The sequence below is a fragment of the Nocardia colli genome (assembly GCF_008704205.1).
In the GTDB taxonomy this organism is placed as follows: Bacteria; Actinomycetota; Actinomycetes; order Mycobacteriales; family Mycobacteriaceae; genus Nocardia; species Nocardia colli.
Map to the genome: position 1 here is coordinate 432723 of NZ_VXLC01000003.1, position 25275 is coordinate 457997.

The following is a 25275-nucleotide window of genomic DNA, read 5'->3' on the forward strand; positions in this document are numbered from 1 at the left end:
TCCCCGGATGGGTGCGGCCGTGATCGGTTGAACTGGACGTGTGACCATTAAGTCCGTTGGTCACACGAGCGGAGATGCCGATGCGCACAGTCATAGCGAGAACGATGGCCGCGGTGCGGACCCGCGGCGCGATCGGCGCGGCCGTGCTCGCGATCGGATGCTCCGCGTTGGTGTCGCTGCCGGCGCCCGCGCAGTCCGCTCCGGCGGCATCGCTCAGCCGGGTGCAGGCCGAGGGGAGCTACCTCGTCGACGCGGCCGGCCGCAAGGTGCTGCTGCATGGCGTGAACAACGTCGACAAGCAGGCGCCGTATGTGGAACCCGGCGACGGGTTCACGCTGACCGATGCGGACGCGGCACTGCTCGCGAAGCACGGGTTCAATACCGTGCGGCTGGGCGTGAGCTTCGACGGGCTGATGCCCACGCGCGGTGTCATAGACACTGCCTATCTCGACCGGATCGGCGCAGTCATCGATACCCTTGCGGCACAGGGCATCTACACCCTGCTCGACAACCACCAGGACGGACTGTCGAAGATCTGGGGCGGCAACGGATTTCCGGAGTGGTCGCTGCGCGCCCGCCCGGCCGTGTGGGAGCCGAATCCAGGGTTCCCGCTGTACTACCTGATGCCGAGCATGAACCGCGGCTGGGACGAAGTGTGGGACAACAGCAATGGCGTGCTCGACTATCTGGGGCAGGCCTTGGGTGCGCTGGCCGCGAAGACGACCGGGCGCTCGGGCGTGCTCGGCATCGAGTTGATGAACGAACCGTGGCCCGGCTCGGCCTTCCACACCTGCTTCCCGAACGGCTGCCCCGGCTTCGACACCAAATATCAAGCGGCCATGCAGAAACTGACCGACGCGGTCCGGGCGCGCAACGCCACCCTGCCGGTCTTCTGGGAACCGAATGTGACCTGGAACGAGACCATGCCGACCAACCTCGGCAAGAACCCGCCGATCACCTCACCCGACATCGTCTTCGCGCCGCACGACTACTGCATCCCCAGCCAGCTGGCCATCTACCTCGGCCTGCCCGAACAGCTGCGCGGCGTATGCCCCGTGCAGCAGGACAAGACCTGGGGCAATGTCGACGCGTTCGTCCGGCGAACCGGAATCCCTACGTTGGTCACCGAATTCGGCGACGGCGACGCCACGGTCCTGCGCAACACCCTGGTCCGCGCCGACGAACGCTTCATCGGGTGGCAGTACTGGCACTACGCGTCCAGCTTCGCCCCGAGCGGCCCCAAACCCGACCCGTTCCTCGGCGACATCGGCCGGGACCTGGTCCGCACCTACCCCCGCGCCACCGCGGGCACCCCCGGCCGCCTCGTCTTCGATTCCACCACCGGCGATTTCAGCTACACCTACACCCCACGAGCCTTGTCCGCCCCGACCGAGATCTACGTCTCCGACCTGCACTACCCGAACGGCTACGACATCCGCGTCGACGGCGGCACCGTCACCTCGGCCCCCGGAGCACGGGTGGTCACGGTGGAAGGCAACGGCGCCGCCGCGGTCACGGTGCGAATCAACCGGCGGGCGTAGGCCGGGTCAGCGGATGGCTCGCCAGAGGGTGCGATAGAAGTCCGGGTAGGTGCGTTCGACGTGGACGGCGCGTTCGCGGACTTCTTCGTGGCGGGCGGGTAAACGGTTGAGCGGCACCGACATTGCGGCGTGGTGTTCTATGTGCAGATTGTTGCCGTTGGTGAACCAGGTGGACAGGTGGCTGCCGCGGATGGAGCGGGTGTTGCGGAGGACGTCGGTGGTGTCGGGGTCGCAGAGGATGTGTTCGGGGAGTTCGACGAGGAAGTGCATCGGGACGGCGAAGAGCAAGGGCAGCAACCAGAGTCGGAGGACGAGGTCGTGGTAGCCGGTCACGGCGAGGATCACGGCGGCGAGTAGTAGTGCGCCGAGGATCAGGTGTTCGGTGATGGTTCGGCGGCGCATGGTGGCGCTGATGTCGCCGTGTTCGTACTGCCAGCGGCCGGTTGCCGCGCGCAGCACGTCGCGGATGACGACGGCGAGCCGCGCGTAGTCGAACATGCCGCGCAGCAGCAGGCCGACGGTCAGTGGCTTGCGGGTGTCGAAGCCGAAGAACTCGGTGTCGCTCGGTGTGCCGAGGTAGCGGTGGTGCTGCAAGTGGCGTACGCGGTAGTTGGTGTAGACGACGAGCAGGGGCAGGCCGAGCGGTACGCCGACCAGTCGGTGCGGCCACGCGGTTCGAAAAGCGGAGTGGTGCAACGCTTGATGCTGCAACTCGACGGCGTGGGTATACATGGCCGCCAGCAGCAGCACACCGACGATCAGCGCGAGAGGTTCCGGTCGCAGGGCGAGCACGACGCCGAGCGTGGTGAGCACGGCGAGCAGAGCAAGTTTGGCGAGGAAGACGCGCTCGTCGGCGCGGGTGGTCCGGGCACGGGCGAACAGCAATCCCGGAGCAGGGTGGTTCATCTGGATCTTCTCGGCTTCGGGTCAGCGGCCGCTGAGCAGGACTACGTGGGTTCCGGTGAGGGTGGCATTCCGGGCATGGCCGAGCAGTCCGGCGAGGGCGACCGCGCCGGAAGGCGTCGGCTCGGCACCGTGCTCGGCCAGCAGGTCGCGAGCGGCCAGCAACTCGGTGTCGTCGGCGCCGAACACCGCGCCGCCGGTCTCGGCCACCGCGACCATCGCCTCCGGTCCTTGCAGCGCATGCCAATTCACCAGCGGCTGATTGTGATCGGTGGTGACGACGCCGTCGGCCGGCAGCATCCGATACTCGCCGGGCCAGCTGGTCACGACGGGATTGTTGGCGGCGGACCCGACGCCGTTGATCGGCACCGACCAGCCGACGGCCCGCAGCTGCCGGTGCACCGCGATGATGGTGGTGCCGTTGCCGACCGGAATCCACAGCGCGGCAGGCGGTTCGGTCAGCGCGGCGTGCAGCGCGTGCACGACGACACCGTGTCCCTCGAACACCGCGTCCACGAACGGGCCGTCGACGTTCCCGTCGATCGAGCCCGCGGCCTGCGCGAGCCGCCGGGATTCGTCGACGGCGTCCTCGTAGGTACCGGGAACGAGGTGCACGTCCGCACCCGCCTCCCGCATGAACGCGCCGCCGTCGCTCCATCCGGCGGGCAGCACGACGGTGCAGGCGATCTCGGCCGCGGCACACGCCATGGCCATGGCGCGGCCGTAGTTGCCGCACGTCGCGATGACGACCCGCTGATACCCCTCCGCGATCGCCCGGGCGACGACCGCGCGAGCGGCCGGCTCCTTGTGACTGCCTGAGGCGTAACGGGTTTCGTCTTTGATCAGGATCCGAGTTCCGGGCACGAGCGCACCGGCGTCGATGAGCGGCGTGGCATACGCGTCGGTCGGCGCGGTGGTCAGGGGTGAGGCGGGCACGGTCGGCCTTTCAGCGGAGAAGTTGAGCGTCGGCAAGGCGTTGCAGGTCGTCGCGCGAGTCGATCTCGGCGGGCGGGAGGGCGTCGGGGAGGTGGTCTTCGAGCAGGCGCAGGCGGGTGTCGAGCCAGCCGCGCACGGCCCAGGCGAGTTGCAGCAGGCCGCTGGCGACGACGAGCAGCGCGAGCCCGCGGCCGGGGCCGACGCCGATGAGGTGCCCGACGGTCGAGGCGAGCGGCCCGCCGGGTTCCAGCAGCGGTCGCACGTGTCGTTCGGCGAGCGGGCCGACCAGCAGGTAGCCCAGCGGCATGGTCAGCATCATCACGGTGATGAAGATGGACAGCACCCGGCCCTGGAGTTCGAACCCGACCTTGGTCTGCACCACGGCGATCCAGTGCCCCTCGGCCAGCGATTCGCCGAAGGTCAGCAGGAACATGCCCGCGATGACGAAGGCCGGGGAGCTGCCCAGCCCGACCACGGTCATGCCGAGGCTGCCGATGCCCATGAAAATGATCAACCCGTTGGTGCGCCGGACGGTCCCGCCCCACAGTCCCATCACGAGGCTGCCCGCCAAACCGCCGAATCCGCCCGCGCCCAAAGCGATTCCGAGCACGGTCGGCGACTGTTCGATCAGCAGCATCGGGGTGATGACGGCGAAGCCGAGCGTGTAGAACGCGTGGTCGATGACGAAAAACCGCAGTGCGGCCTGCATTCCGGGACGGCGGGTGATGTAGCGCCAGCCGTTGACGATCTCGCTGCGGAAGGACTCCTCCCGGCGGTGGAACATCAAGTTCGGGAATCGGACCAGCAGCAGCGTGACCACGCCGACGGTGAAAGTCAGCATGTCGAGCAGGATCACGCCCGCGATGCCGATCAACCCGATCAGCCCGGCCCCGAGCATCGGCGCGAACACCAGGCCCACGCCGACACCTAGTTGGCTGATGCCGTTCGCGTGCCCGAGATAGCGCTTGGGCACGAGCTGCGCGACGGCGGCGAGATAGGCGGGCCGCTGGAACGCCCCCGCGATCGAGGTCACCGTGACGGCCAGATAGATCTGCCACAGCTGGAGTCCACCGTTAAACACCAGCGCCGCAAGGGCACTCATCGCCAACGCGGCCGCACCGTCGCTGATCAGCATCACCCGGCGACGATCCCAGCGATCCGCGGCCGCACCCGCGACCGGACTCACGAGAATGCCCGGCAACAGCCCGATCGCGTTGACCACCGCGAAGTCGGTGATCGACCCGGTCTGCTGGAAGACCCAGATGCTGAGCACCAGCGCGCTGAGACCGCTGCCGACCATCGAGATGAACTGACCGAGCGCGACGAGCGCGAAGCGGGACAGGCTCGGCGGCGGACCGGCATCCGGAACTGTCGCCGGCGCAACGGGTTCGGTGTCGCGCTCGGCGAAATCGACCAGCGCCTCGGCGAGCGGTTCGGCGTGACTCTTCACGAAGAAGTGCCCCGCCCGTGGAAGTACGGCCAGATCGAGCGGACCGTCGCTGAAGTGCCGCCACTCGTGATGGCGCTCCGCATAGTGCTCGGTGACCCGGTCTTTCGCGCCGACGACCGCGAGCACCGGTGTGCGCAGCGGAGTCTGCGGGTCGGTGTAGGCGGCGGTGAAGTACTCCTCGGCATCCCGGGCGTCATGACGGACGTTGCGCAGCACGAACGCCTGCTGCTCGGCGTCATCGATATCGACGAAGCCGCCGCGGCCACGCAGATACGTCAGGTATTCGCGGTCGGAGGTGAAGCGGTCGGTCGGAACCAGCCGGTAGAACCAGTCGAAGAATCGTCCGGGCAGGCGCGCGGTGGGGAAGCCCGCGCCGAGGGCCACACCGACCAGATCGATACCCGCGGCCTCCGCTTGCCGGGCCAGCTCGACCGTGGCCGCGACGCCGAGACAGTGCCCGTACAACAGAATCGGCCCGGCGATCGCCGGCAACTCGACCAGGATCAGCCCGGCGATGACCGCGGCGGGCAGCAACTCCTCATCCGGCCGGGCGCGATCGTGACCGGGAAGTTCCACCGCGTACAACGCCCAGTGCGCCGGAAGTGCCTCGGCCAGAGGCTGATAGGCGACGGCACTGCCGCCGGAGTACGGCACCGCGACCACGGTTACGCCGTCGGCAGCGGCGTCGGAGTCGGTGAGCCGGTGCAACATTCGGCGTTCGACGATCACACCGGGCGAGCGCTCATCGAGCAACGCGGCCAGCCGCCGGACCGTCGGATATTGATACAGCTCGACCAGCGCCGGTGCCGGCTCGATCCGCCGGATCACCTTCAGCGCCGCGAACGAATCACCGCCGAGCGCGAAAAACGTGTCGTCGATGCCGAATTCGCCGACGCCGAGCACCTCGCTCCACACTGCCGCGATGTGCTTCTCGGTCGGAGTACGCGGCGTGGGACCGGTATTCGACCCGAGGTCGTCGGGCGGCGCCGGCAGCCGGGGACGATCGAGTTTAGCGTTCGGCGTCAGCGGCAGCGCCTCGAGCGCGAGCACCCGGGCGGGCACCATGTGCGCGGGCAGTTCGGCGGCGAGCGCCTCGCGGATCGCGGCCTCGTCGGCGTCCGCGCCGTCGCGGGTGACGACGTAGCCGATCAGCCGGGCCAGCCCGGATGGTGGCGTGTGCAGGCTCACCGCGCATGCCACCACCTCGGGCAATGCGCCGAGCACCGCCTCGATCTCACCGATCTCGACCCGATAGCCGTTGACCTTCACCTGCCCGTCGAGCCGGCCGAGGAAATCGACCAGCCCGTCGAGCCGCCAGCGCGCGGCATCGCCGGTGCGATACATCCGCGTACCCGGCACGAACGGATCGGTGACGAACCGCTCGGCGGTCAACTCGGGTCGCTCGTGATACCCGGGCGTCACGCCGGCCCCACCGAGATACAGCTCGCCCACGATTCCCGCGGGCACCGGTTGGCGATACTCGTCGAGCACGTAGACCCGGTTGTTCGCGAACGGTATTCCGATCGGCAGCGGCGCATTGCCGGGCAAGTGCGCCACCGACCCGTCGAACCACACGTTGTCGACGCTGACCTCGGTGACGCCGTACGCGTTCACCACCGAGTTCGACGGCCCGACCAGCCGCCGGGCCAGCTCGTACTCCCGAACCCGCCACTCGTCCCCGCCGCCGATCAGCACGCGCACGAAATCCAGCCGCTGCCCGCTCTGTTCGACATGGGTGAGCAGCGCGCGCAGCACCGCGGGGACCAGCTCGGTGCACTGCACGCCCTCGGACCGCATCAACTCGTACAGTTCGGCCGGATCGAGCAGCGTCTCCCGCGGCACGATCACCAGTTGTCCGCCGGTGGTCAACGCGCGCAGCGTCTCACCGACGAACATGTCGAAGGAGAAGCTCGCCGCCTGCTGATACGTCCACTCCGGACGCAGCTCGTAGGCGTGCCGCCACATCCCGACCGCATGCACCAGGTTGCCGTGGTTCACCACGACACCCTTGGGTTTGCCGGTCGAGCCGGAGGTGTAGATCAGGTAGGCCGGGTCGTCCGGAGTATTGCGCGGTGGGAGATCGCTGCTGTCAGAGGGTGTTTCGCCGGCCAGGTACTCGGCGTCGATGACCAGCCGCGCGCCGCAGTCGGCGAGCATGTAGTCGAGCCGGTCCCGCGGATACGCCGGATCGAGCGGCACGTACGCCGCACCGGCTTTGAGCACCGCCCACATCGCGGTGAACAGATCGAAGCCGCGATCGAGACAGATCGCCACCCGCTCGCGCGGTGCGACACCGTCGGCGCACAGTCGCCGGGCGAGCCGGTTGGCCCGCTGGTTCAGCCCGCCGTAACTGATCGTGCTGCCGCGGAAGGTGAGCGCCGGCGCGTCCGGAGTCGTTGCGGCGCAACGCTCGAACAGTTGGTGAATGGTCGTCGCCTCGATCTGGGGGCGGGCGCTGTCGTTCCATTCGTGCACGATCCGCTGCCGCTCGGCCGCGGTGAGCATGGGCAGCCGGGTGACCGGGGTGAGCGGCTCGGTGACGGCGGCGGCCAGCACGGTCAGCAGGTGGCCGAGCAGGGCCTCGATCCGGGCGGCGTCGAAGAGTTCGGTCGCGTAGTCGATGCTCAGCACCGCGCCGCCGACCGGGAAGTCCAGTCCGACAGCGAGATCCACCATGGTTGCCGCGGGTGCCAGTTCGCCCGCGTACCGGACGGTGTGATCGCCGGGCTTCGGGGTGTTGTGCACGGTCAGCATGACCGGGCTGAGCCGATTCCGGTTTCCGCTGCCAGGACGGGCAAGGGCGTCGACCAGATCCGGCAAGGCGAGGTCTTGATGCTCCAGATCGAGCAGCACGGCGTCGCGGACTCGGTCGAGCAGCTCGGCGAACGACGGATCGCCGGAGACGTTGCCGCGCATCGGCAAGATGTTCAGCAACGGACCGACCAGGGATTCCGAACCGCTCGCGGTGCGGCAGGCGACGGGGGACAGGATGGTGAGGTCGGTTCGGCAGGTATAGCGGGACAGCACCGTCTGCAAACTTGCCAGCAGTGCCATGAACAAGCTTGCACGCCGGCTCTGCGCGTAGGTCCGCAGTCGGTCGAGCAACTCCGGGTCGACGCGGGTGGAAACCCGTGCCGCAGCGAAAGATCGAGCCGTCGGGCGTGGACGGTCGGCGGGCAGTTCCACGTCGAGGTCCGCATCGTCGAACCGTGCTTGCCAATAGGCAGTCAGCAACGGATCGGACTTCGCGGCGGCAGCTCGGGCGGCCAGGTCCGGCAAAGGTGTTGGCGCAGGCAGCGAGTCGCCTTCTGCGGCAGTTCGATACAGCTGTGCGAGCTCGTCGCCGACGATGCCCGCCGACCAGCCGTCGAACGCGAGATGATGCACGACGAGCACCATCTCGTCCGCGCTGACCAAGAACGCGCGCGCGATCGGCCCGTGCCGCAGATCGATGGGGCCCGGCGCGGATTCGACCAGCGGGATGGTCCCGTCCGGATCGATCACCATGCTCGGTTCCGAACCGTCATCGGGGAAGCGGGATCTGAGCATCGGATGCCGGCGGGCGAGTTCGGCCAGCGCGCGGGTGAGCGCCGTCACGTCGATGCGCTCGTTCCATCGATACCGGATGCCGAGCGTGTGCGCGGGCAGCCCGGCGCACACCTGCTCGGCGACCCAGAAGTCGCGTTGCAGAGGGTTCAGCCGCAGCGGCACGTTCTCCGGCAAGCCGGTTGCCGGGCCTGTGTCCACGCGGACCCGCTGAACCAGCCGGTCCGCAATCGCCGCAATCGTTGGGTCCGCGTACAACTCACGCAGCGTGAGCTCGACGCCGTACTCGTGACGGAGCGCGGAACACAGCCGCACGGCGCTGAGCGAATCACCGCCGAGGAGAAGGAAGTCGTCGTCCGGACCGCCGATCGGAACTCCGAGCAACGACTCCCACAGCGCGGCGATCTTCGCTTCATCGGCCGTGCCCGTCCACGGCGCATTGCTGCTCTTAGCCGGCGACACCAGTGCGGCGCGGTCGATCTTGCCCTGCGGAGTGAGCGGAAACCGAACGTGCCCAACGAGTTCGGCGGGCACAAGATAAGCGGGCAAAGTTGCACCCAGTGCCATCCGCACAGCTTCGAGATCGGTACCGGCATCGGTCACGACATGGCCGATCAGAACGGACAACCCAGCCCGCTCGGCGACCGCCACGACGGCATCGGAGATCCCGGGGACCGCCCGCAGCGCCACCTCGATATCGCCCGGCTCGACCCGGAACCCGCGGATCTTCACCTGATCATCGAGCCGGCCGAGGTATTCCAACTGACCGTCGCGCCGGCGGACCCGGTCACCGGTCCGGTATTCCGTGCCGTCGGGTCCCGGCTGGAACCGTGCGGCGGTCAGTTCGGGCCGATTCAGATACCCGTCAGCGACCATGCGCCCGCCGATCAGCAGTTCACCGATCGATGCCGGATCGCCGTCGGCGTCGACCACCCGACAGGTCACCCCGTCCAACGGCGTCCCGATCGGCACCGCGTCGCCGACCCAGCGGGTCAGGTCCGCGACGGTCGCGACGACCGTGGTTTCCGTGGGGCCGTAGGTGTTGAGCAGCCGCGTCCGATCCCCGGCCACCGCCTGCCACCGGCGCACCGCATCGGGCCGCGCCGCCTCGCCACCGATGATGGTCAGCCGAACCGTCGTGGGCAGCGTGGCCTCGCCGCGATCGAGCGCGGCGACCAGTTCATGCCAGTACGCCGTCGGCAGGTCGAGCACGGTCACCCCGAGTGCCGCACACCGGTCGAGAAACAGATCAGGACGACTGATCATGTCCTCGTCCCGAAGCACCACCGCCGCACCACAACTCAGCGCCGGAAACAGCTCTTCGACACTCGCGTCGAAACTCAGCGACGCGAACTGCAACACCCGATCGTCGGCGTCGAGTCCATACCGATCGACCGCAGCCGCACAGAACCCCGCGAGCGCCCGCCGCGAGACCAGCACGCCCTTGGGTCGTCCGGTCGTGCCCGACGTGAAGATCGCGTAGGCCGCGCCGGCCCGCGGCACGCCACCCGGCAGGGCGACGACTCCGTCCGCGGTGACCAGCGCACTAGGCCGGGCATCATCGATCATCGCCGCCAGCCGCGCCGCCGGATACGCCGGATCGAGCGGCACATACGCCGCTCCCGCCCGCAGCGTGCCCAGGATCGCGACCACCGCCGCCCGACCGCGCGGCAGCTGAATGCCCACCACGTCGCCGACCCGAACGCCGTTGCCGCGCAAGCACTCCGCGAAATCGTCGGCCAGACCGGCCAGCTCGGCATAGGTCAGCGTGCCGTCGCCATCGATGAGTGCCGCCGCTCCCGGCTGCCTGCTCACCTGCTCAACAAAGGACTCCCACATCCCGTCATTCACATCGGATCGGAATGCCTCACCGGCAGCACTCACCGGATCTCCTCGCCTCGGTCGAACTCCGGGGCGAATGCTATGGCGCTGACCGTCGGTGAATGCGACGGCGGAAAGGGTCGATGATGATTTGATGACGGCGGTTTTCCGGAAAGGCCAGAGTGCGGGCGAGGTGGGATCGGTGTCGATTATCCAGCGATTATGGGCTCGGCGTCTCGAATCTATGACGACGAAACATGAAGCAGTGCAACGGTATTCGTTAGACCTATGTTATTCACGCGATGTATTTGCCTGCGTGGGTCAGGCGTAACCATAAAGTGGTTGGGAGCGTCGCCGTCGGTCATTCGGTCCGACGGTCTTTCGGGTGAATTGGGCGCGCAATTCGCGGGGCGGCCACTGCTCGTGCATCGACGTCAATCCGTCAGTTACGCAAGGAGTTCGGGCGGTCGGTTCGGTACGGTGGTTGACGTGGGCCGCTCGTCGGTGGTTCACGGGTGGGCGCGGCCGGTCCCGGTCGCGAAATGCAGGGAGGGCGGCATGGCCGATACCGAGGCGCAAGATCAGATCGAGCAGGTGGGTGCGGACTTCTTCGACGACCCGCAGGCGTACTACCGCCGGTGGCGCGAGCGCGGCCCGGTGCTCCAGGTTCAATTCACGCGTGGCATACCGCAGTGGGTGATCATCGGATACCCGGAGGCGCGGGCGGTGCTCGCCGATCCGCGCATGCACAAGAGCCTGGCCGGCATCGTCGAGCTGTTCCGCAAGAAAATGCCGACCGAGAACCAGGATTCGCTGGCCATCAGCGCGGTCAGCGGCCACATGCTCAACACCGATCCGCCCGACCACACGCGACTACGCAAGATGATCAACAAGGCGTTCACTACTCGCCGGGTGGCGGCGCTGCGGTCGCGGCTGGAAGAGATCACCGCCGGGCTGCTCGACGCGATGGCCGGGCACGACGAGGTCGACCTGCTGGAGGCGTTCGCGGTGCCGCTGCCGGTCACCGTGATCTGCGAACTGCTCGGCGTGCCGTTCAGCGATCGCGAGGATTTCCAGCGCTGGACGAAGGTGATGGTCGGGGTGGGCGGCGACCCCGCCGACCGACAGCAATGCGCGGACGAGATGGCGCAGTACCTGGCCGCGCTGGTGCAGACGAAGCGCACCGACCCGGGCGAGGATCTGCTCTCCGGGCTGGCGCAGACGCGCGAGGACGGTGACGAGCTCACCGAGGACGAACTGATCGCCATGGCGTTCCTGCTGCTGATCGCGGGCCACGAGACCACGGTCAACCTCATCGCCAACGGCACATACGCACTGCTGCACAACGAATCCCAGTTCCGTGACCTGCGCGAGGATCCGTCCAGGATGCCCGCCGCGGTGGAGGAGTTCCTCCGCTACGGCAGCCCGGTCGACTGGGCCACCGTGCGCTACACCTCGGCGCCCGTCGAGGTCGGCGGCGTCGAGATCCCGGAGGGCGAGTTCGTCTACGTCTCGCTGGCCGCCGCGAACCGCGATCCCGCCCGGTACCACGACCCGGACCAGCTCGACCTGGCCGGTGATCCCGCCGGGCACTTGGCGTTCGGGCACGGCATCCACTTCTGCGTCGGCGCTCCACTGGCCCGGCTGGAGGCGGAGATCGCGTTTTCCGCACTGCTGCAACGCTTCCCGAAGCTCGCCCTGGCGCCGCAGACCGACCCGCTGCCATGGCAGCCCAGTCTGCTGATCCGCGGCCTGGTCACGCTGCCGGTGCGGTTGCACGGGTAAACCGGGGTGTGATCGCCCGTCGACCGCGGCTCGTGGTGGAGTGGCGGTATGACGGACGAGAAACGAGCGGTGGGCGCGCTGGCCGGGATTGTGGTCGCCGACTTCGGGCGGATTCTGGCCGCGCCCTACCTGACGATGATGCTGGCCGATCTGGGGGCCGAGGTCATCAAGGTGGAGCGGCCGGGCGCGGGGGACGACACGCGGGGGTGGGGGCCGCCGTTCGCGGGTGGGCAGGCCACCTATTTCCAGTCGGTGAATCGGAACAAGACGTCGGTTGCTCTCGATCTGCGGAGCGCGGAAGGACAGCGGTACGCGCGAGAATTGGTGCGGCGGGCCGACATTGTGGTGGAGAACTTCCGCCCGGGGACGATGGCGAAGTTCGGGCTGTCTTATCCAGAGGTTCAGGAACTGAATCCGCGGGTCGTCTATTGCTCGTTGTCCGCGTTCGGCGGAGATAAAGGCGCCGAATTGCCCGGTTACGATCTGCTCATTCAGGCGGCGGGCGGGTTGATGAGCATCACCGGGGAGGGGCAGCCGATGAAGACCGGGGTCGCGGTGGTCGACGTGCTCGCCGGATTGCACGCGACGGTGGGAGTGCTTGCGGCGCTGCGGCATCGGGACGCGACCGGGGAGGGGCAGCTGGTCGAGGTGAACCTGCTGTCGAGTCTGCTGGCCGGAATGGTGAACCAGAGCGCGGCGTATGCGCTGGCGGAGGTGGTGCCGTCGATGCTCGGCAATCGCCATCCGTCCATTGCCCCATACGAGGTGTTTCCGACCGCTGATCGGCCGTTGGTCTTGGCGGTCGGTAGTGACGGCCAGTTCGCGACGCTGTGCCGGGCGATCGGGGCCGAGCGGCTGGCCGGCGATCCGCGGTTCGCCGACAACGCCACGCGCGTCGCGCATGTCGAGGTTCTGGCGGCCGAACTCGGCGGCATTCTGACGACCAAGACCGCCGCGGACTGGGAAGCGCTGCTCACGCCATTGGGTGTCCCGTGCGGGCCGGTCAACGACATGGCGGGCGCGTTCGCGCTCGCCGACCGGCTCGGACTGCAGCCGCGGATCCCCGCCGACACCGGGCTGCCGCCGCTGGTCGCCAACCCGATCACGTTGTCCCGCAATCCGGTTCGCTACACCGATGCGCCACCCGAGCTGGGTTCGGGCACCGATCGAATCCGGGCCTGGCTGGACGCGGATCCCGACGGCGTCAGCTCGCCTTGAGCGCCACCGGCAGCCGCGCGGCCATGCGCCGGGCCAGCAGGATCACCACGTGCGCGCGCAGCATCCCGATCGTGGCCGCGCAGGCGTCCGCCCGTGCCATGGCGGCGTAGTCGTTCACGTTTTCCGGATCGCTCAGCAGTTCGTCGAGTTCCATTCCGGCCCTGGCCTGTTCGAGGGTCAGGGCCCGGTCGGGCAGCCAGCTCAACCGCCACGCGGGCCGCCCGCGGTGGGTGATGCGCGACGCGCATTCCGGGCTTGCGTCACTGGTGATCGACCATTCGGTGACATAGAGCGCCATGTGAATTCCTCCAGGAGCGCGAGGCGAGGAAGCCTGATTCGGTCCATCTCGTCGGTATCAACGGGGTGTCGATCCCAGGTCCAAGGTAGAACTTGTGGTGACATTCCACGAGCCGCGAGCCGAATTCTAAAATCGACTTCAGATGGCGTTAACTGGCATATCACGGTCAATCACGAGCTGATCACGTCCTGATCATGGACGGAGGATCGTTCGATGGTTTATCGGGGGAATTTCCGCAACGACGTTCTTACTGTTCCGGCAGGGTGACGGAGGCTCGATAACCGGGGCACTGTTCCAAGTCGCCGTCGTGCGAGCAGGTGAGGAGCCAGTGCAGGTAGTGGCGGGCGTTTTCGAGTTCGCGCATGCGGGTTTCGATGGCGGACAGGTGGGTGTTGACGGTGCCGCGCCAATCGGCGGTGGTGGAGCGGGCGGTGAGCAGGGTGACGATCTCGTCGAGGCTCATCAGGCCGGTGGTCTGCCACTGCTTGATCAGGGCTATGCGGTAGAGCTGGTCCTCGTCGTAGCAGCGGCGACCGCCGCGACGGTGGGCGGTGAGGATGCCGCGGCGTTCCCAGTAGTGCAGCGTGGACAGGGGGATGTCGAAGTGGTCCACGACGGAGGCGATCGGGGTCAGCTGCATTCTTCTAGTTGACCTCAACCCGGGTTGAACAGGCAAGGTAACCCTAACTTTGTTCGTTCGACCTGGAGGATGAGTTGTCAGTGGAGTTGTATTCCGTTGTCGCTGCGGCCCGTGCGTTGCGGGCGGGGGAGACGACCAGTGTCGCGCTGGTCGAGGACGCGATCGCGCGGGCCGATCGGCACGATGGTGAGCTGGGGGTTTATCTGGCCCGGTTCGATGAGGAGGCCAGGCGGCGGGCCCGGGCGGCCGACGAGGAGCGGGCCCGTGGCCTCGATCGAGGTGTTTTGCACGGCGTTCCGGTCGCGGTGAAGGACACGATCGCGGTGGCCGACGGGGAGACCACCGCGCAGAGTTCGGTGCACGATCGCGCGTGGGGCGCGGGGCGGGATGCGCCGGTGGTGGCCAGGTTGCGGCGGGCGGGCGCGATCTTCACCGGGAAGACCACGACGATGGAGTTCGCGTGTGGGGTGCCGAGTTCTCCCGAACCGTTTCCGTTGCCGCGCAATCCTTGGGATCGGAGTCGGTGGACGGGTGGGTCGAGTTCGGGTACGGCAGGGGGGATCGCGGCGGGGTTGTTTCCGGCGGGGCTCGGGTCGGACACGGCGGGGAGTATTCGGATGCCCGCGGCGTTCTGCGGGGTCACGGGGTTGATGCCGACCTTCGGCCGGGTGCCGAAATCCGGTTGTGTGCCATTGGGTTACAGCGCGGATCGGGTCGGGCCGTTGGCGCGGACCGCGGCGGACTGTGCGGCGGTGCTGGCGATGATCGCCGGTCCGCATCCGAGTGATCCGGACAGCGTCGCTGCGCATGCCGGCGGACTCGCGATCGGTGAGTTCGAAGCTGGGCCTGCGGATCTCACCGGGTTGCGTGTCGGAGTGGTGCGGCGGGCGCATTTTCCCGACGGCTCCGATCCTGGTTTGGCTGGTGTATTCGACAGTGCGATAGATGTTCTCGCGGCGTGCGGTGCTGAACTCGAAGAGGTCGTCCTGCCGTACTGGGCGGAAACCATCACGGCGACGCTCGTGATCGCAACCTGTGAGGGACTTGCCTACCATCGGGCCGCGCTGGCTGAGCGGTGGAACGACTATTTCGTGTCGTCGCGGGGGTTGCTGGCGAAGGGCGCGCTGGTGTCGGGTGCCGATTATGTTCAGGCGCAACGGGTCCGGCGGGTCGCGCAGTCGGCGATCGGGGAGTTGTTCGACCGGTTCGACGTGGTGGTCGGTCCGACGGCGTCGGTCGGTGCGCCGCGCTTCGACGAAGTGGTCGATGCGGCAGGATTCCAGGACGACGCAGAGCTTTTCGTGAACGTGCACACGCCCTACTGGAACGGGCTCGGTAACCCGGTGCTGGCGATGCCGATGGGGTTCGGCGCGACCGGGCTGCCGTTGTCGCTCCAGATCGCCGGGCCCGCGTTCGGTGAGGCGATGATCCTGCGGGTCGGTGATGCTTTTCAGCAGCGCACCGAATGGCATCGGCAACTGCCCCAGGGCTATGGGGCGGTGGCGGCATGAACGAGTCCTCGGAAATCATCCGCACACTGTTGAACTCTGCTGGGCTGCCTGCGAATTCGGCCGAGATCGCCGGTCTGGCAACAACTTACCTGGCGTATCGCGCCGCGATCGATGCCCTCTACGCCGTGCCCGCGGCACGATACGTCGATCCCGCGACGCGGTTTCACGCGTCTGCTCGTGTCGAGGAGTGGGATCGATGAGCGCGATGCTGGCAGACCGGGCACGCGACCGGATCCAACGCTGGGAACCGCAACGGTTGGTCTTGATCCTGGCGTGCATCGGATCGTTTTCCGTCATCATGGACGCCACCATCGTCTCGGTCACCCTGCCCGATCTGCGCGCCGACCTCGGGTTCACGCCCGCCGCGTTGCCGTGGGCGGTCAACGCGTACACCCTCGCCTTCGCGGGTTGCCTGCTGTTCGGCGGGCGGTGCGCGGATGTGTTCGGCCGTCGGCGAATCATGTTCGTGGGGATGGGGATATTCACCGTGGCCAGGGTGGCCGTCGGGTTGGCGGATTCTCCGGCATTTCTTTTGACGGCGCGGGCGGTGCAAGGGCTCGGTGGTGCGCTGCTGATGCCGGTCACATTGTCCATGCTGACAACGGCTTTCGTGGAACCGGCGGCGCGAGCCCGCGCGTTGGCGCTGTGGAGTGCGGTAGGTGCCGCGGGTGCCGCGAGCGGTCCCGTGGTCGGCGGACTGCTCACCGAACTGGCCGGATGGCGTTGGGTGTTCTTCGTTCTCGCACCGTTGGGTGTGATCGGTATGGTCGGTGCGATTCTCGTACTGCCACCGCAGGTTTCGGCGGCCCCGCGGATGCGCCTGGACATCGTCGGCGCACTGCTCGTCACCGCGGGCATCACCGGCGTGGTGCTGGCGATCATGCGCTCGGCCGCCGTCGGCTGGACCGACTCCGGCGTGCTCGGCGCACTACTCGGCGGTTTCGCACTGCTGGGAATCTTCGGAATTCACCAAACCTATTGGGCCGCAGACCCGATCCTGCCGTTCGACGTTTTCCGCATCCGCTCGGTGAGCAGCGCCAACGCGGTGATGTTCCTGGTCGGTGCAGGCTTCCTCGCCAGCCCCGTCCTGCTTGCCCTGTATCTGCAAGACGTCCACGGCTTCTCACCACTCCTGGCCGGTGTCGGCTACCTACCCGTCGGCGTCGCGATGACCGCCGGCTCCCGCTCGGCCGGCTGGCTGACCGTCCGCCTAGGCGTCCGCACCGCCACAGTCCTGTGCTGCGCCGTCAGCGCCACCGGCCTGGCCGGCACCGCCATCTGCATCGCCCTGGACGCGTCCTACTTCTGGACAGTCCTGATATGCGGCGCAATCCTCGGCTACGGCACCGCCGCCGCCTTCACCCCCATCACCGTAGCCGCCACCAACGGCGTCCCACCCGACCGCAACGGCCTAGCCGCCGGCGTCCTCAACACCGTCCGCCAAACCAGCGGCGCAGTAGGCCTAGCCGCCCTCTCCGCCATAGCCCTCTCCGCCGGCTACGCCCCCAGCTTCGCCACCTGCGCCCTCTGCCTAACCGCCGCCGGCCTCGTCGCACTGGTGACAATGCCTCGCGATAGGTCGGAAAGGGGACTGGCGCAATAGTGTTCACGACTGCCGCTCATCGCTTCCGTGCGGAGTCCGGCCGCATACGCCCGGCGTCGATGAGCGCTTGCCCCGCCGTGTGATAGACCGGGGCGCTCATGGCATCTCAGCTCGCGTCATAGTCGCCATAGCGTCGAGGGGCGGGTGCCGCGGCGGCGAGTTCGTTTGCTGCCTGTTGTAGTGACACCGCCGCCGCGTGCTCGGCGCCGAGCAGGGCGACTGTTTCCTCGTAGATCGGCTGGATCCTGTCTCGCAGTTCCCGGGACTTGGTCACATCAATGGGGTCTGACATCTGGAGTCCTTTCATCGGCTCGGGCATTGGCTGGTCGGCACGTCACGCGTCGCCGAGCGGTCGCTGAACACGAACGGGTTGCCTTGCAGGCGGCCGGTCACGCTCATACTGACACGCCAGGTTCCCGCGTAACAGGCTGCGCGCACCTCGTACGACCTCGAATTCGGCGGACCCGGCGGAATCACCGAATCGGTGATGTAGGTGGCAGTCTCCCACCTGCTGCCCTGCTGGTATTCCAGCGCTAGAGTCAAGATGTGCTCGTCGGGTGGCGCGTCGCACTGGGCGATGCCGTTACCGGTAATCATCGGTGGGTAGACCGATGGTCGGCTGTATGTGAATTCAAACCCGCAAGACTTGGCGGAGACGAACTCGGGGTGTGCATTGGGCATGGCCTCGGCAGGTGTGATGCCGAGCATGGCGGAGCCGAGTAATCCCGCGAAAATGATTGCGTTACAACGAGATATCATGGGTTTCCCGACCTCTCTTCTGCCTGAGCAACCTGTGCGCGCCCGGTACTCCTGTGCGCGCCCGGTACTCCCGTGCGGCCCTCCGGCCGCTTGTTGTCGTTCGTCGGAATCCCGTTCGACCATGCGAGCTTTCAGCTCGGCGATGCCTTCTGCGCGCGGCAGTTCCGCGACCTTCCCTCGAACTTCGCTGGTGATCCAGCCGGCTGTTTCCATCTCGGTGAGCAGCCCGGCGAACACTTCGAGGGTCGGTGTGTTCGCCTCGTAGTACAGGATCTTGCCGGTTACCCCGTCCGCCTTCTTGGGTGGCGGTGGCCCGCCGGCCGAGAACTCGGCGACCTCTTCGGGTGTGCCTTGGCGCTCGAGGAAGTACCGCCGTGCGTAGTAGTGCTGCTGCGGTGTCACCCCCAACGGTGAACGCAGTTCATCGTCCGAACCCATCGCTTGCGCCTCCTGCTCGCTCGTCGGTTGGAAAGCACCCGACGCCGAGGAGGCGTGCACACCGACCGGCGGCTCACAACGCATGTCGGTCATGTGCCAATGGGGGAACTCCCTCTGCCCGGCGTCGGGGCCGGTACCACCATCGCGCCTGTTTGAGCACGTCGGAAGGGGTTTTCGGTCTACGCTGGTCTAACCGGCGGTCTACTCTGGTCCACTCGTGGTAGCCCAGGCCACTACAGGGAGCGAATGTTGGGTATGCAGGTCAAATGGACCGGTACCGAAGCCACGGCCTTGCGAGAAGCGCTGGGGCTCACGCAGAAACGGTTCGCGAGCCGTGCCGGAATCGCCAAGAGCACGGTGACGAAATGGAAGCACCGCGGCGGCGCCATCGTGCTCGGCGACAAGTGCGCCGCCATCCTGGACACCATGCTGGCCCGCGCGACAGCTGAACAACGTGCCCGGTTCGGCGCCGCAGTTGAAAGCCAACTCGCCGACGATCCCACCGACCCCGTTGTTGCCCTGTGGGTTCCAGGTATTTGGACTGCGGAATCGACCGCGGTCGTGGACAGCCTTATCGGAGAGGACCTCACCTTGGATCGACGCCAAGTCGGCCGAGCCCTGCTCGGTGTTGTCGTAGGAACGCACCTTCTCGAACCGCTGGAACGATGGTTGCTGTCGTCTGCGGAGGTGACGCCACCCAGAGTCACGGCCGTCGGGGTCGGCTTCCAAGAGGCAGTCGAGTTGGAGAACGCGGCCCGAATCTTCCGCGAATGGGACGACCAGTTCGGTGGCGGTCTGCGCCGCAAGGCCGTGATCGGTCAGCTCAGCGAGGTGAACGAATTGCTGCGGGATTCCCACCCGCCCGAGATCAAACGGCGTCTGACCAGAACAAAGGCGCTGCTCGCGGAGACCGCAGCGACAATGTCGTGGGACTCGGGCCGCCAGAGCAAGGCACAGCAGTACTACGCCATGGCAGTTCGCGCGGCGAAGGAAGCCGACGACCCGGCGTTGTGTGCGAACGCCATAGCCGGTATGGCTCGCCAGCTTCTCTCACTCGATCACTACGGGCTAGCAGCCGGGCGCGAGAGCGTGGAGCGCGAGCGAGCCATGGACGCGCTCGAACTGATCCGGCTCGCGCAAGACCAATTCGGCCACCGCATCACGGCGACGACGCGTGCGATGCTTCACACACGGGAAGCGTGGGCATTCGGGAAATTGGGGCGGCCCACCGCGTTTCACCGAGCCGGCGATCGAGCCCACCAAGCCCTCAGTGAGTCGGATCCGAGCGCCGATCCGTATTGGATCAATTACTTCGATGCCGCAGAGCTGGCGGGCACACTCGGCGGGCGGCTGTTGGAAATGGCGCGCAGAGAACCCGCGTTCGCCACTGCAGCGGCCGAGCAGATCGACCACGCGATCCAGCTGCGCCGTCCTGGTCGACGACGTAGTGCCGCGCTGGATCAGTTGGGAATGATGGAGGCCCGGCTCATCGAGGGCGAGGTGGAGGAGGCGTGCCGGATCGGGGAGACTGCCGTTGAAGCGGTCGGCAAGACAGCGTCGGACCGGGTGCAGAAGAAGCTGATCAAGGTGTATCGCGCGACGGAACAGTTCGTGCAGGTCGGTCGGGTTGCCGAGTTGCGCGGTCAAATGAAACCGTTGTTGCTCGCGACAGCGTAGGAGGAGCTGAGTGGTGCGTATTGGGGTTACCGGGCACATGAACATCACCGAAGACACCGCACCGCTGGTGTACGACGCGATCAGCAAGCTGCTCACCGAGCGTGTGGATTCCGCCGGGCTGGTGGGCGTCAGCTGCATTGCGCGTGGCGCTGACTCGGTGTTCGCTCGGGCTGTCCTCGATGCCGGAGGCCGGCTCGAGGTTGTGCTGCCCTCGCGGAACTATCGTGAGCGGAAGGTGAAGGCGGATCATGCGGAGCTGTTCGATCGGCTGATCGGTGCCGCGGAGACTGTTCACGTTATGGATTTCGAGGACGCGGGTAGGGAGGCGTACGAGGCGGCGAACGAATCGATGCTCTCCTCGTGCGACCGACTGGTAGCTGTGTGGGATGGCGGAGCCAGCGAAAAGGGTGGGACGGGCACAGTCGTAGAGCTGGCGAACACGAGAGGTGTTCCGGTGGAGATTGTGTGGCCCGAAGGTGCTGCGCGGGGCTAGGTCTCGATACCGCGAGCCAGTTGACTACCTAAGCCAAAGAGGATCGCTGGGTTACTGCGATGGAGAAACGTGGGTGCCGATGTTGCCGTGTAGGGGTTTGAAGGTGCCGTTGCGGAGGGATTGTTCAATGTCTTCCAGGGAGTGGCCTTTGGTTTCGGGGACGAAGAAGTAGACGAAGAGGAGGGAGAGGAGGTTGAAGGCGGCGTAGAGGATGAAGGCGGGGCCTAGGCCTAGGGTGTCGATGGTGCTGAGGGCGGTGAGGGTGAGGACGAGGTTGGAGCCCCAGAGGGCTACGGCGTGCAGGCTGGTGGCGCGGTCGCGGATGCTGAGGGGGTAGAGCTCGGAGCCGAGGAGCCAGCCGACGGCTTGCAGGCCGGCGGCGTTGCAGGCCATGTAGGCGAGCATCAGGGCGAGGGTGAGGTAGCGGTTGGGGTGGTCGGTGAGGACGAAGAGCAGGCCGAAGCCGAACAGGAAGGTGGTGGCGCCGGGAATCAGCAGGAGCATCAGGCGGCGACGGCCGACCTTGTCGACGAGGCGTTCGCCCACCGCGGTGAAGACGAGGTAGACGGTGGCGATGCCGAGTCCGGACCAGACGACCAGTCCGGTGCTGAAACCGGCTGCGCTGCCGAGGATCGTGTGCGAGTAGTAGATCATCATCTCCAGCCCGGAGAGCTGGGTGAAGGCGGCGATGCCGAGGCCGGCGACCAGCGCGGGGCGAGCCCAGCGCTGGGTCAGGTTGGCCCAGCCGCCGCGCGAATCCTTTTGCTCCTGTTGCGAGATCGCCCAGATCTTCAGGGTTTCGTCCACGGCGGCCGAACGGTTAGGGCGCATCCAGCGCAGCACCACCCTGGCCTTGCCGACCGTCCCGTTGTCGATGAGCCAGCGCGGCGTCTCCGGCAGTTGCAGCATGGCGGCGGCGAGCACCAGCGCGGGGATGACGGCGATGCCGATCATCCAGCGCCAGTCACTGCTCGGCTTAGCGGTGCCTTCGCCGGCCGCGACCACGCTGACCAGGTTGGCGAGGAAGATGCCGATGCCGATCGCGATGTTGAAGAAGGTGACCATCGCACCGCGGCGGTGCGGCGGCGCGAGTTCGGCGATGTAGGTCGGCACGATCTGCGAGCAGGCGCCGACGGCGAGGCCGAGGAACAGGCGGCAGGCGGTCATCATCCACGCGTCGACCGCGAGCGCGCAGGCCACGACGCCCACGGCGAACACGCAGGCGATGATGAAGATGGTCTTGCGCCGGCCTAGCGTCTTCGACAGCGAACCGCCGACCAGCGCGCCGATCACCGCACCGGCCAGGATCGCGGCGGTCAGGATCTCCTGACGGGTGTGGTCGATGCCCCACTGCGCCGACATCTTGGGCAGCGCGCCGGAGATGATGCCGGTGTCGTAGCCGTAGAGCATGCCGCCGAGCGCGGCGAACAGGGCCACGATGACGACATTGCGGTCGGCGCTCTGGTTTTCGTCCGCCGTCGGTTTCTCCGGCGCGGAGACGACCATCTCGTAGCCATCGAGGTTGCGACGGCGCAGCCGCGGGAGGAAACTCCGGCGCCTGGTTATCGTCGTATTCTCGGTGGGCATGCGCTCCAGTGGATAGTGCCGGAACCAGCTGCGCAAACTTAGCGGTCTTGTTTGTGAACAGAATTACTTTCGCGTTTAGTCGAATGCGTGGTTTATCGGTTTTATGAGCTGGTTGTCCCCGCCTCGACGGGAATTGACAGTTCCGCCGCTGACCGGGCGTCAGCCGCCTTTTCGGCCCGTCCGGCAGTCAATGCGACCACGACGATCGCGGCCACCAGACTGGTAATCGCGATGATCGAGGCCACTCTGCCGGTCGCGTCGCCGACTTCCTGCGCACGCCCGAGGTCGATATGTCCGAACACCACGGTGGCCACGGCCGCCCCGATCGCGCCGCCCAGATTGTGGAATGTCCACGAGGCGCCGACCGCGAATCCGGACCGCGTCGGCGACACGGTCGAAATCGCCAGCACGGTCGCGGGGCCGAGCACCAGGGCCCAGCCGCCACCGAACAGGACCAGCGCGACGAACAGTACCGCCAGTTGGTCACCGAACGCCGACCACGCGATACCGGCTCCCGCGAGCACCAGCAACCCGAATCCCCACGGCAGCAACGAATGTGCGCCCAACCGATCGACGAACCGGCCCGTCACCGGCGACGAGAGCGCGAGCGTCCCGCTGACGAGCAGCAGCACGAATCCCGCCTGCCGCACATCGAAGTCCCGACCCTGCGTCAGATACGTCGGAATCACCAGCAGCGCAGCGGCATAGCACAAACCGAGCGAGAAATCCGACACGATCGCCGCCACGAATCGGCGATTACCGAACAGCGCGGGGTCGATCAACGGATTCGCCGCCCGCCGCTCCGCCACGATCCCGACCGCCACGGCCGCGACCAGCACGACCGCGGCGATCAGTACCCATGGCGACAGCCAGCCGCGCAGGTCGCCCAGGACGAAGATGCCGACGGCCGAAACCACGGCGAACGCGACCACGACCTGTCCGGCCCAATCGGTCCCGCCGCTGGTATCGGGCTGCGCCCGCGGAACCGCGAGCGCGATAGCGATCAAGGCCGCGATGCCGAGCGGAATGTTGATCCAGAAGATGGACTGCCAACCGAGACTCGGCACCAGCAGGCCACCGAGCACCGGACCGATGGCCAGCCCGAGCCCGTTCACCGAGTACAGCCATCCGATCGCCTTCCCCCGATCACCCTGCGGGAAAAGCGATTCCACCAACGTCGACGTACTCGTGTACAGCACGGCACAGGCCGCGCCCTGCACGAACCGCGCGACGAGCAGCACCCCGATCGACCACGACACCGCCGCCCCCGCGGACGCGACCACGAACAGCGCGAGCCCGAACAGCAACACCTTCCGCCGGCCGAGCCGATCGGCCACCCGCCCCGCCATCACCATGAACATGGACAACGCCATCAGGAAGACGCCGAGCGTCAGCTCCGTATTCGACGCTCCCGCTCGCAGATCCGCGCCGATGGCGGGCAGCGCGGTGGTGACGATGGTCAGGTCGATGCAGCCGAGAAACGACGCCACCGCCAATCCGGTGAACCCGATCACCCGCCGCCGCGCGGGAATCTCGACGGTCATCGGTCGCCCTCCGCGTTGTTCAACGCCGACTTGCGCTTCTTGAACCGCAAGGGCAACCACGCGACCCGGTCCGGGTGCTCCGGCTCGACGAAGAGTTCTCGCGTGCGCCCCATCGCGGCGGAGATCTTCTGCGGGTAGATCACGTAGTCGAAACCCTCGTGCGCCCACAGTGGCATGATGATCGGGCATTCCTCTAAAAGATATGCGCGGCAAGACTTCCGGACCGACTCCTGATCGACGTCCGGTTCGCGCGAGAGCCGCCGCTCGATGAACCGATCGATGGTGCTGTCGATCGCGTGACGATACGGCTCGTCGGTCTCGTAGGCATGCTCGATCGCGTCGTATAGATCGCCGTAGCGCGGATGCGAAAGCGCGAAGTCCCAGCGCAATATGTTTGTCGGGCAATCGATCTGGTCCAGGTAGCCGATATTGCGGGCGATCCACTGGTCACCGGCGATGCGCGCCCGCGCGTGCCGATCGATATCGGTTCCGCCGCTGAGGTTGTGGCGTTGCAGGGTATCCGCGACCGCGATCGCGCAGCGGCCGAAGTTCGACCGATTGATCAGATCGATGGTGGCCGCGAGCTTTTCGCCCTCGTGATAGTCCGCACCCACGCTGACCAGCAGCACGGTGGAGCGTCCGTCGGTGGTGATGCCGTCCGAGCGTAGGTCGTAGGCGGCCTTGTGCGACGCGGAAAGCAGCGTGGTCGTTGTCATCAGCTCCACACCTTCAACGACTCGGCCGGATCGCTGACCCCGATGAACAACCCGATGGTGATGCGCGGGCGGTCCTGCGACGGCGCGACCGCGTGCACCCGGCGCGGATCGATGAAGATCGCGTCGCCGACCTGCGGCGTGATGACCAGCGCGGGCTCGCCGACGGCCGCGCGATCGATGCCGTAGACCCGGTCGCCGGAGCGGTCTCGATACTCGCTTTCGCCGGGATAGTCGTCCCAGATCTCCAATTCGCCGCCCCGGTCCGGCACGTCGAGGTAGACGTTGACCGAGAGCTGGCGGACGATCCGAATCTCGAAGTCCTCCGGCAGGTTTCGCCCCACGTTGTCGGTGTGCGGCTCGAGATCCACTCCCGCGAGCTGGTAGCGCGCGACGCCGGCGAAGAACGCCTGCCCGTTGCGCCGGAGCAAACTCGCTCCGGCGGGCCAGATCTCGTCCAGCAGCAGCCGAATGTCATCCGCGGGATAGGAATACGGCGAGGCGATATCGCGCAATCGGTCGATATTGTGGCGCGCCTCGTCGAAGTACGCCCCACGTCCGGCCTCGGTGCTGGTTTCGGAGAACGCGTGCCCGATCCGCCGGAACTGCGGGTCGGTGGCCAGCGGCCCGTGATCCTGTCTGCCGACGAACGCCTTGCGTAAGTGGTCGAGTGCGTCGGGCCGGACGAATCCGGCCAGTCTGACCGCGTGCACGTCGCCGTTCAACAGCGCGGTCAGCGACGCATGGTCGAATTCTTGCCTGGTGGTGTCCAACACGCGGTCTCCGAGAGCTGGCGTGGCCGTACTCCACCC

19 protein-coding genes are annotated in these 25275 nt (G+C 67.1%); 8 read left to right on the top strand and 11 right to left on the bottom strand.

Annotated elements, in window-relative coordinates; all coding sequences use genetic code 11:
- Nucleotides 1-80 precede the first annotated feature (80 nt).
- A complete protein-coding gene (locus F3087_RS08730; RefSeq protein WP_150401338.1) occupies nucleotides 81-1541 on the top strand; it encodes an endoglycoceramidase I in 1461 nt (486 codons plus the stop codon).
- 6 nt (nucleotides 1542-1547) lie between these two features.
- Here the strand turns inward: F3087_RS08730 and F3087_RS08735 are convergent, their stop codons facing one another.
- The 3 genes from F3087_RS08735 to F3087_RS08745 are packed head-to-tail and all read right to left on the bottom strand — an operon-like array spanning nucleotide 1548 to nucleotide 10260.
- On the bottom strand, nucleotides 1548-2447 hold the full coding sequence (locus F3087_RS08735) for a fatty acid desaturase family protein (RefSeq protein ID WP_150401339.1): 900 nt from the start codon (nucleotides 2445-2447) through the stop codon (nucleotides 1548-1550).
- A gap of 21 nt (nucleotides 2448-2468) precedes the next feature.
- Complete coding sequence (locus F3087_RS08740; RefSeq protein WP_150401340.1) at nucleotides 2469-3380, bottom strand: pyridoxal-phosphate dependent enzyme; 912 nt, start codon at nucleotides 3378-3380, stop codon at nucleotides 2469-2471.
- A gap of 10 nt (nucleotides 3381-3390) precedes the next feature.
- The gene (locus tag F3087_RS08745; protein WP_223884928.1) at nucleotides 3391-10260 is read right to left on the bottom strand and encodes a non-ribosomal peptide synthetase/MFS transporter; all 6870 of its coding nucleotides are present in this window, start codon (nucleotides 10258-10260) and stop codon (nucleotides 3391-3393) included.
- A 495-nt stretch (nucleotides 10261-10755) separates the two neighbouring features.
- On the opposite strand from F3087_RS08745, the gene F3087_RS08750 reads away from it, so the two are divergent.
- Nucleotides 10756-11982, top strand: a complete 1227-nt coding sequence (locus F3087_RS08750; protein WP_150401341.1) for a cytochrome P450 family protein — start codon at nucleotides 10756-10758, stop codon at nucleotides 11980-11982.
- 48 nt (nucleotides 11983-12030) lie between these two features.
- Nucleotides 12031-13200, top strand: coding sequence for a CaiB/BaiF CoA transferase family protein (locus F3087_RS08755; RefSeq protein ID WP_150401342.1), 1170 nt, complete (start codon nucleotides 12031-12033; stop codon nucleotides 13198-13200).
- On the opposite strand, the gene F3087_RS08760 is transcribed toward F3087_RS08755, so the two are convergent.
- Entirely contained in the window at nucleotides 13187-13498 is a 312-nt protein-coding gene (locus F3087_RS08760; protein ID WP_150401343.1) for a hypothetical protein, read from the bottom strand. The genes F3087_RS08755 and F3087_RS08760 overlap by 14 nt on opposite strands.
- Before the next feature lie 247 nt (nucleotides 13499-13745).
- The gene (locus tag F3087_RS08765) at nucleotides 13746-14138 is read right to left on the bottom strand and encodes a helix-turn-helix domain-containing protein (RefSeq protein ID WP_150401344.1); all 393 of its coding nucleotides are present in this window, start codon (nucleotides 14136-14138) and stop codon (nucleotides 13746-13748) included.
- Between the two features lie 80 nt (nucleotides 14139-14218).
- Here F3087_RS08765 and F3087_RS08770 point away from each other — a divergent pair, with 80 nt between their 5' ends.
- The 3 genes from F3087_RS08770 to F3087_RS08780 are packed head-to-tail and all read left to right on the top strand — an operon-like array spanning nucleotide 14219 to nucleotide 17252.
- A complete protein-coding gene (locus F3087_RS08770) occupies nucleotides 14219-15649 on the top strand; it encodes an amidase (RefSeq protein WP_223884929.1) in 1431 nt (476 codons plus the stop codon).
- Nucleotides 15646-15849 (top strand): hypothetical protein, encoded by a 204-nt coding sequence (locus tag F3087_RS08775; protein ID WP_150401345.1) that lies wholly within the window; start codon nucleotides 15646-15648, stop codon nucleotides 15847-15849. The genes F3087_RS08770 and F3087_RS08775 overlap by 4 nt, the downstream gene beginning before the upstream one ends.
- Nucleotides 15846-17252: a DHA2 family efflux MFS transporter permease subunit gene (locus F3087_RS08780; RefSeq protein ID WP_223884930.1), complete on the top strand. Its 1407-nt coding sequence runs from the start codon at nucleotides 15846-15848 to the stop codon at nucleotides 17250-17252. The genes F3087_RS08775 and F3087_RS08780 overlap by 4 nt, the downstream gene beginning before the upstream one ends.
- 106 nt (nucleotides 17253-17358) lie before the next feature.
- Here the strand turns inward: F3087_RS08780 and F3087_RS08785 are convergent, their stop codons facing one another.
- Together F3087_RS08785 and F3087_RS45855 are read right to left on the bottom strand one after the other, a co-directional pair.
- Nucleotides 17359-17544, bottom strand: coding sequence for a hypothetical protein (locus F3087_RS08785; RefSeq protein WP_150401346.1), 186 nt, complete (start codon nucleotides 17542-17544; stop codon nucleotides 17359-17361).
- 11 nt (nucleotides 17545-17555) lie between these two features.
- The gene (locus F3087_RS45855; RefSeq protein ID WP_191093859.1) at nucleotides 17556-18542 is read right to left on the bottom strand and encodes a hypothetical protein; all 987 of its coding nucleotides are present in this window, start codon (nucleotides 18540-18542) and stop codon (nucleotides 17556-17558) included.
- A 162-nt stretch (nucleotides 18543-18704) separates the two neighbouring features.
- Here F3087_RS45855 and F3087_RS46490 point away from each other — a divergent pair, with 162 nt between their 5' ends.
- Both F3087_RS46490 and F3087_RS08800 read left to right on the top strand, forming a co-directional pair.
- Nucleotides 18705-20126 (top strand): helix-turn-helix domain-containing protein, encoded by a 1422-nt coding sequence (locus tag F3087_RS46490; RefSeq protein ID WP_396897544.1) that lies wholly within the window; start codon nucleotides 18705-18707, stop codon nucleotides 20124-20126.
- Between the two features lie 37 nt (nucleotides 20127-20163).
- Nucleotides 20164-20619, top strand: a complete 456-nt coding sequence (locus F3087_RS08800) for a hypothetical protein (RefSeq protein WP_150401347.1) — start codon at nucleotides 20164-20166, stop codon at nucleotides 20617-20619.
- A gap of 51 nt (nucleotides 20620-20670) precedes the next feature.
- Here the strand turns inward: F3087_RS08800 and F3087_RS08805 are convergent, their stop codons facing one another.
- The 4 genes from F3087_RS08805 to F3087_RS08820 form a co-directional block, all read right to left on the bottom strand.
- Nucleotides 20671-22206, bottom strand: coding sequence for a sugar porter family MFS transporter (locus F3087_RS08805; RefSeq protein WP_150401348.1), 1536 nt, complete (start codon nucleotides 22204-22206; stop codon nucleotides 20671-20673).
- A 101-nt stretch (nucleotides 22207-22307) separates the two neighbouring features.
- Nucleotides 22308-23750, bottom strand: coding sequence for an MFS transporter (locus F3087_RS08810; RefSeq protein WP_150401349.1), 1443 nt, complete (start codon nucleotides 23748-23750; stop codon nucleotides 22308-22310).
- Nucleotides 23747-24466, bottom strand: coding sequence for a tRNA-dependent cyclodipeptide synthase (locus tag F3087_RS08815; protein WP_150401350.1), 720 nt, complete (start codon nucleotides 24464-24466; stop codon nucleotides 23747-23749). Before F3087_RS08815 ends, F3087_RS08810 begins: the two co-directional genes overlap by 4 nt.
- A complete protein-coding gene (locus tag F3087_RS08820; protein WP_150401351.1) occupies nucleotides 24466-25239 on the bottom strand; it encodes a 2OG-Fe(II) oxygenase in 774 nt (257 codons plus the stop codon). Before F3087_RS08820 ends, F3087_RS08815 begins: the two co-directional genes overlap by 1 nt.
- Between the last annotated feature and the right edge of the window lie 36 nt (nucleotides 25240-25275).

Coding starts and splice junctions, on each gene's coding strand:
- F3087_RS08765 (WP_150401344.1), bottom strand. CDS start 14,138: ATGCAGCTGACCCCGATCGCCTCCGTCGTGGACCACTTCGACATCCCC.
- F3087_RS08785 (WP_150401346.1), bottom strand. CDS start 17,544: ATGTCAGACCCCATTGATGTGACCAAGTCCCGGGAACTGCGAGACAGG.
- F3087_RS08755 (WP_150401342.1), top strand. CDS start 12,031: ATGACGGACGAGAAACGAGCGGTGGGCGCGCTGGCCGGGATTGTGGTC.
- F3087_RS45855 (WP_191093859.1), bottom strand. CDS start 18,542: ATGACCGACATGCGTTGTGAGCCGCCGGTCGGTGTGCACGCCTCCTCG.
- F3087_RS08735 (WP_150401339.1), bottom strand. CDS start 2,447: ATGAACCACCCTGCTCCGGGATTGCTGTTCGCCCGTGCCCGGACCACC.
- F3087_RS08780 (WP_223884930.1), top strand. CDS start 15,846: ATGAGCGCGATGCTGGCAGACCGGGCACGCGACCGGATCCAACGCTGG.
- F3087_RS08750 (WP_150401341.1), top strand. CDS start 10,756: ATGGCCGATACCGAGGCGCAAGATCAGATCGAGCAGGTGGGTGCGGAC.
- F3087_RS08760 (WP_150401343.1), bottom strand. CDS start 13,498: ATGGCGCTCTATGTCACCGAATGGTCGATCACCAGTGACGCAAGCCCG.
- F3087_RS08815 (WP_150401350.1), bottom strand. CDS start 24,466: ATGACAACGACCACGCTGCTTTCCGCGTCGCACAAGGCCGCCTACGAC.
- F3087_RS08805 (WP_150401348.1), bottom strand. CDS start 22,206: ATGCCCACCGAGAATACGACGATAACCAGGCGCCGGAGTTTCCTCCCG.
- F3087_RS08800 (WP_150401347.1), top strand. CDS start 20,164: ATGAACATCACCGAAGACACCGCACCGCTGGTGTACGACGCGATCAGC.
- F3087_RS08775 (WP_150401345.1), top strand. CDS start 15,646: ATGAACGAGTCCTCGGAAATCATCCGCACACTGTTGAACTCTGCTGGG.
- F3087_RS08730 (WP_150401338.1), top strand. CDS start 81: ATGCGCACAGTCATAGCGAGAACGATGGCCGCGGTGCGGACCCGCGGC.
- F3087_RS46490 (WP_396897544.1), top strand. CDS start 18,705: ATGCAGGTCAAATGGACCGGTACCGAAGCCACGGCCTTGCGAGAAGCG.
- F3087_RS08810 (WP_150401349.1), bottom strand. CDS start 23,750: ATGACCGTCGAGATTCCCGCGCGGCGGCGGGTGATCGGGTTCACCGGA.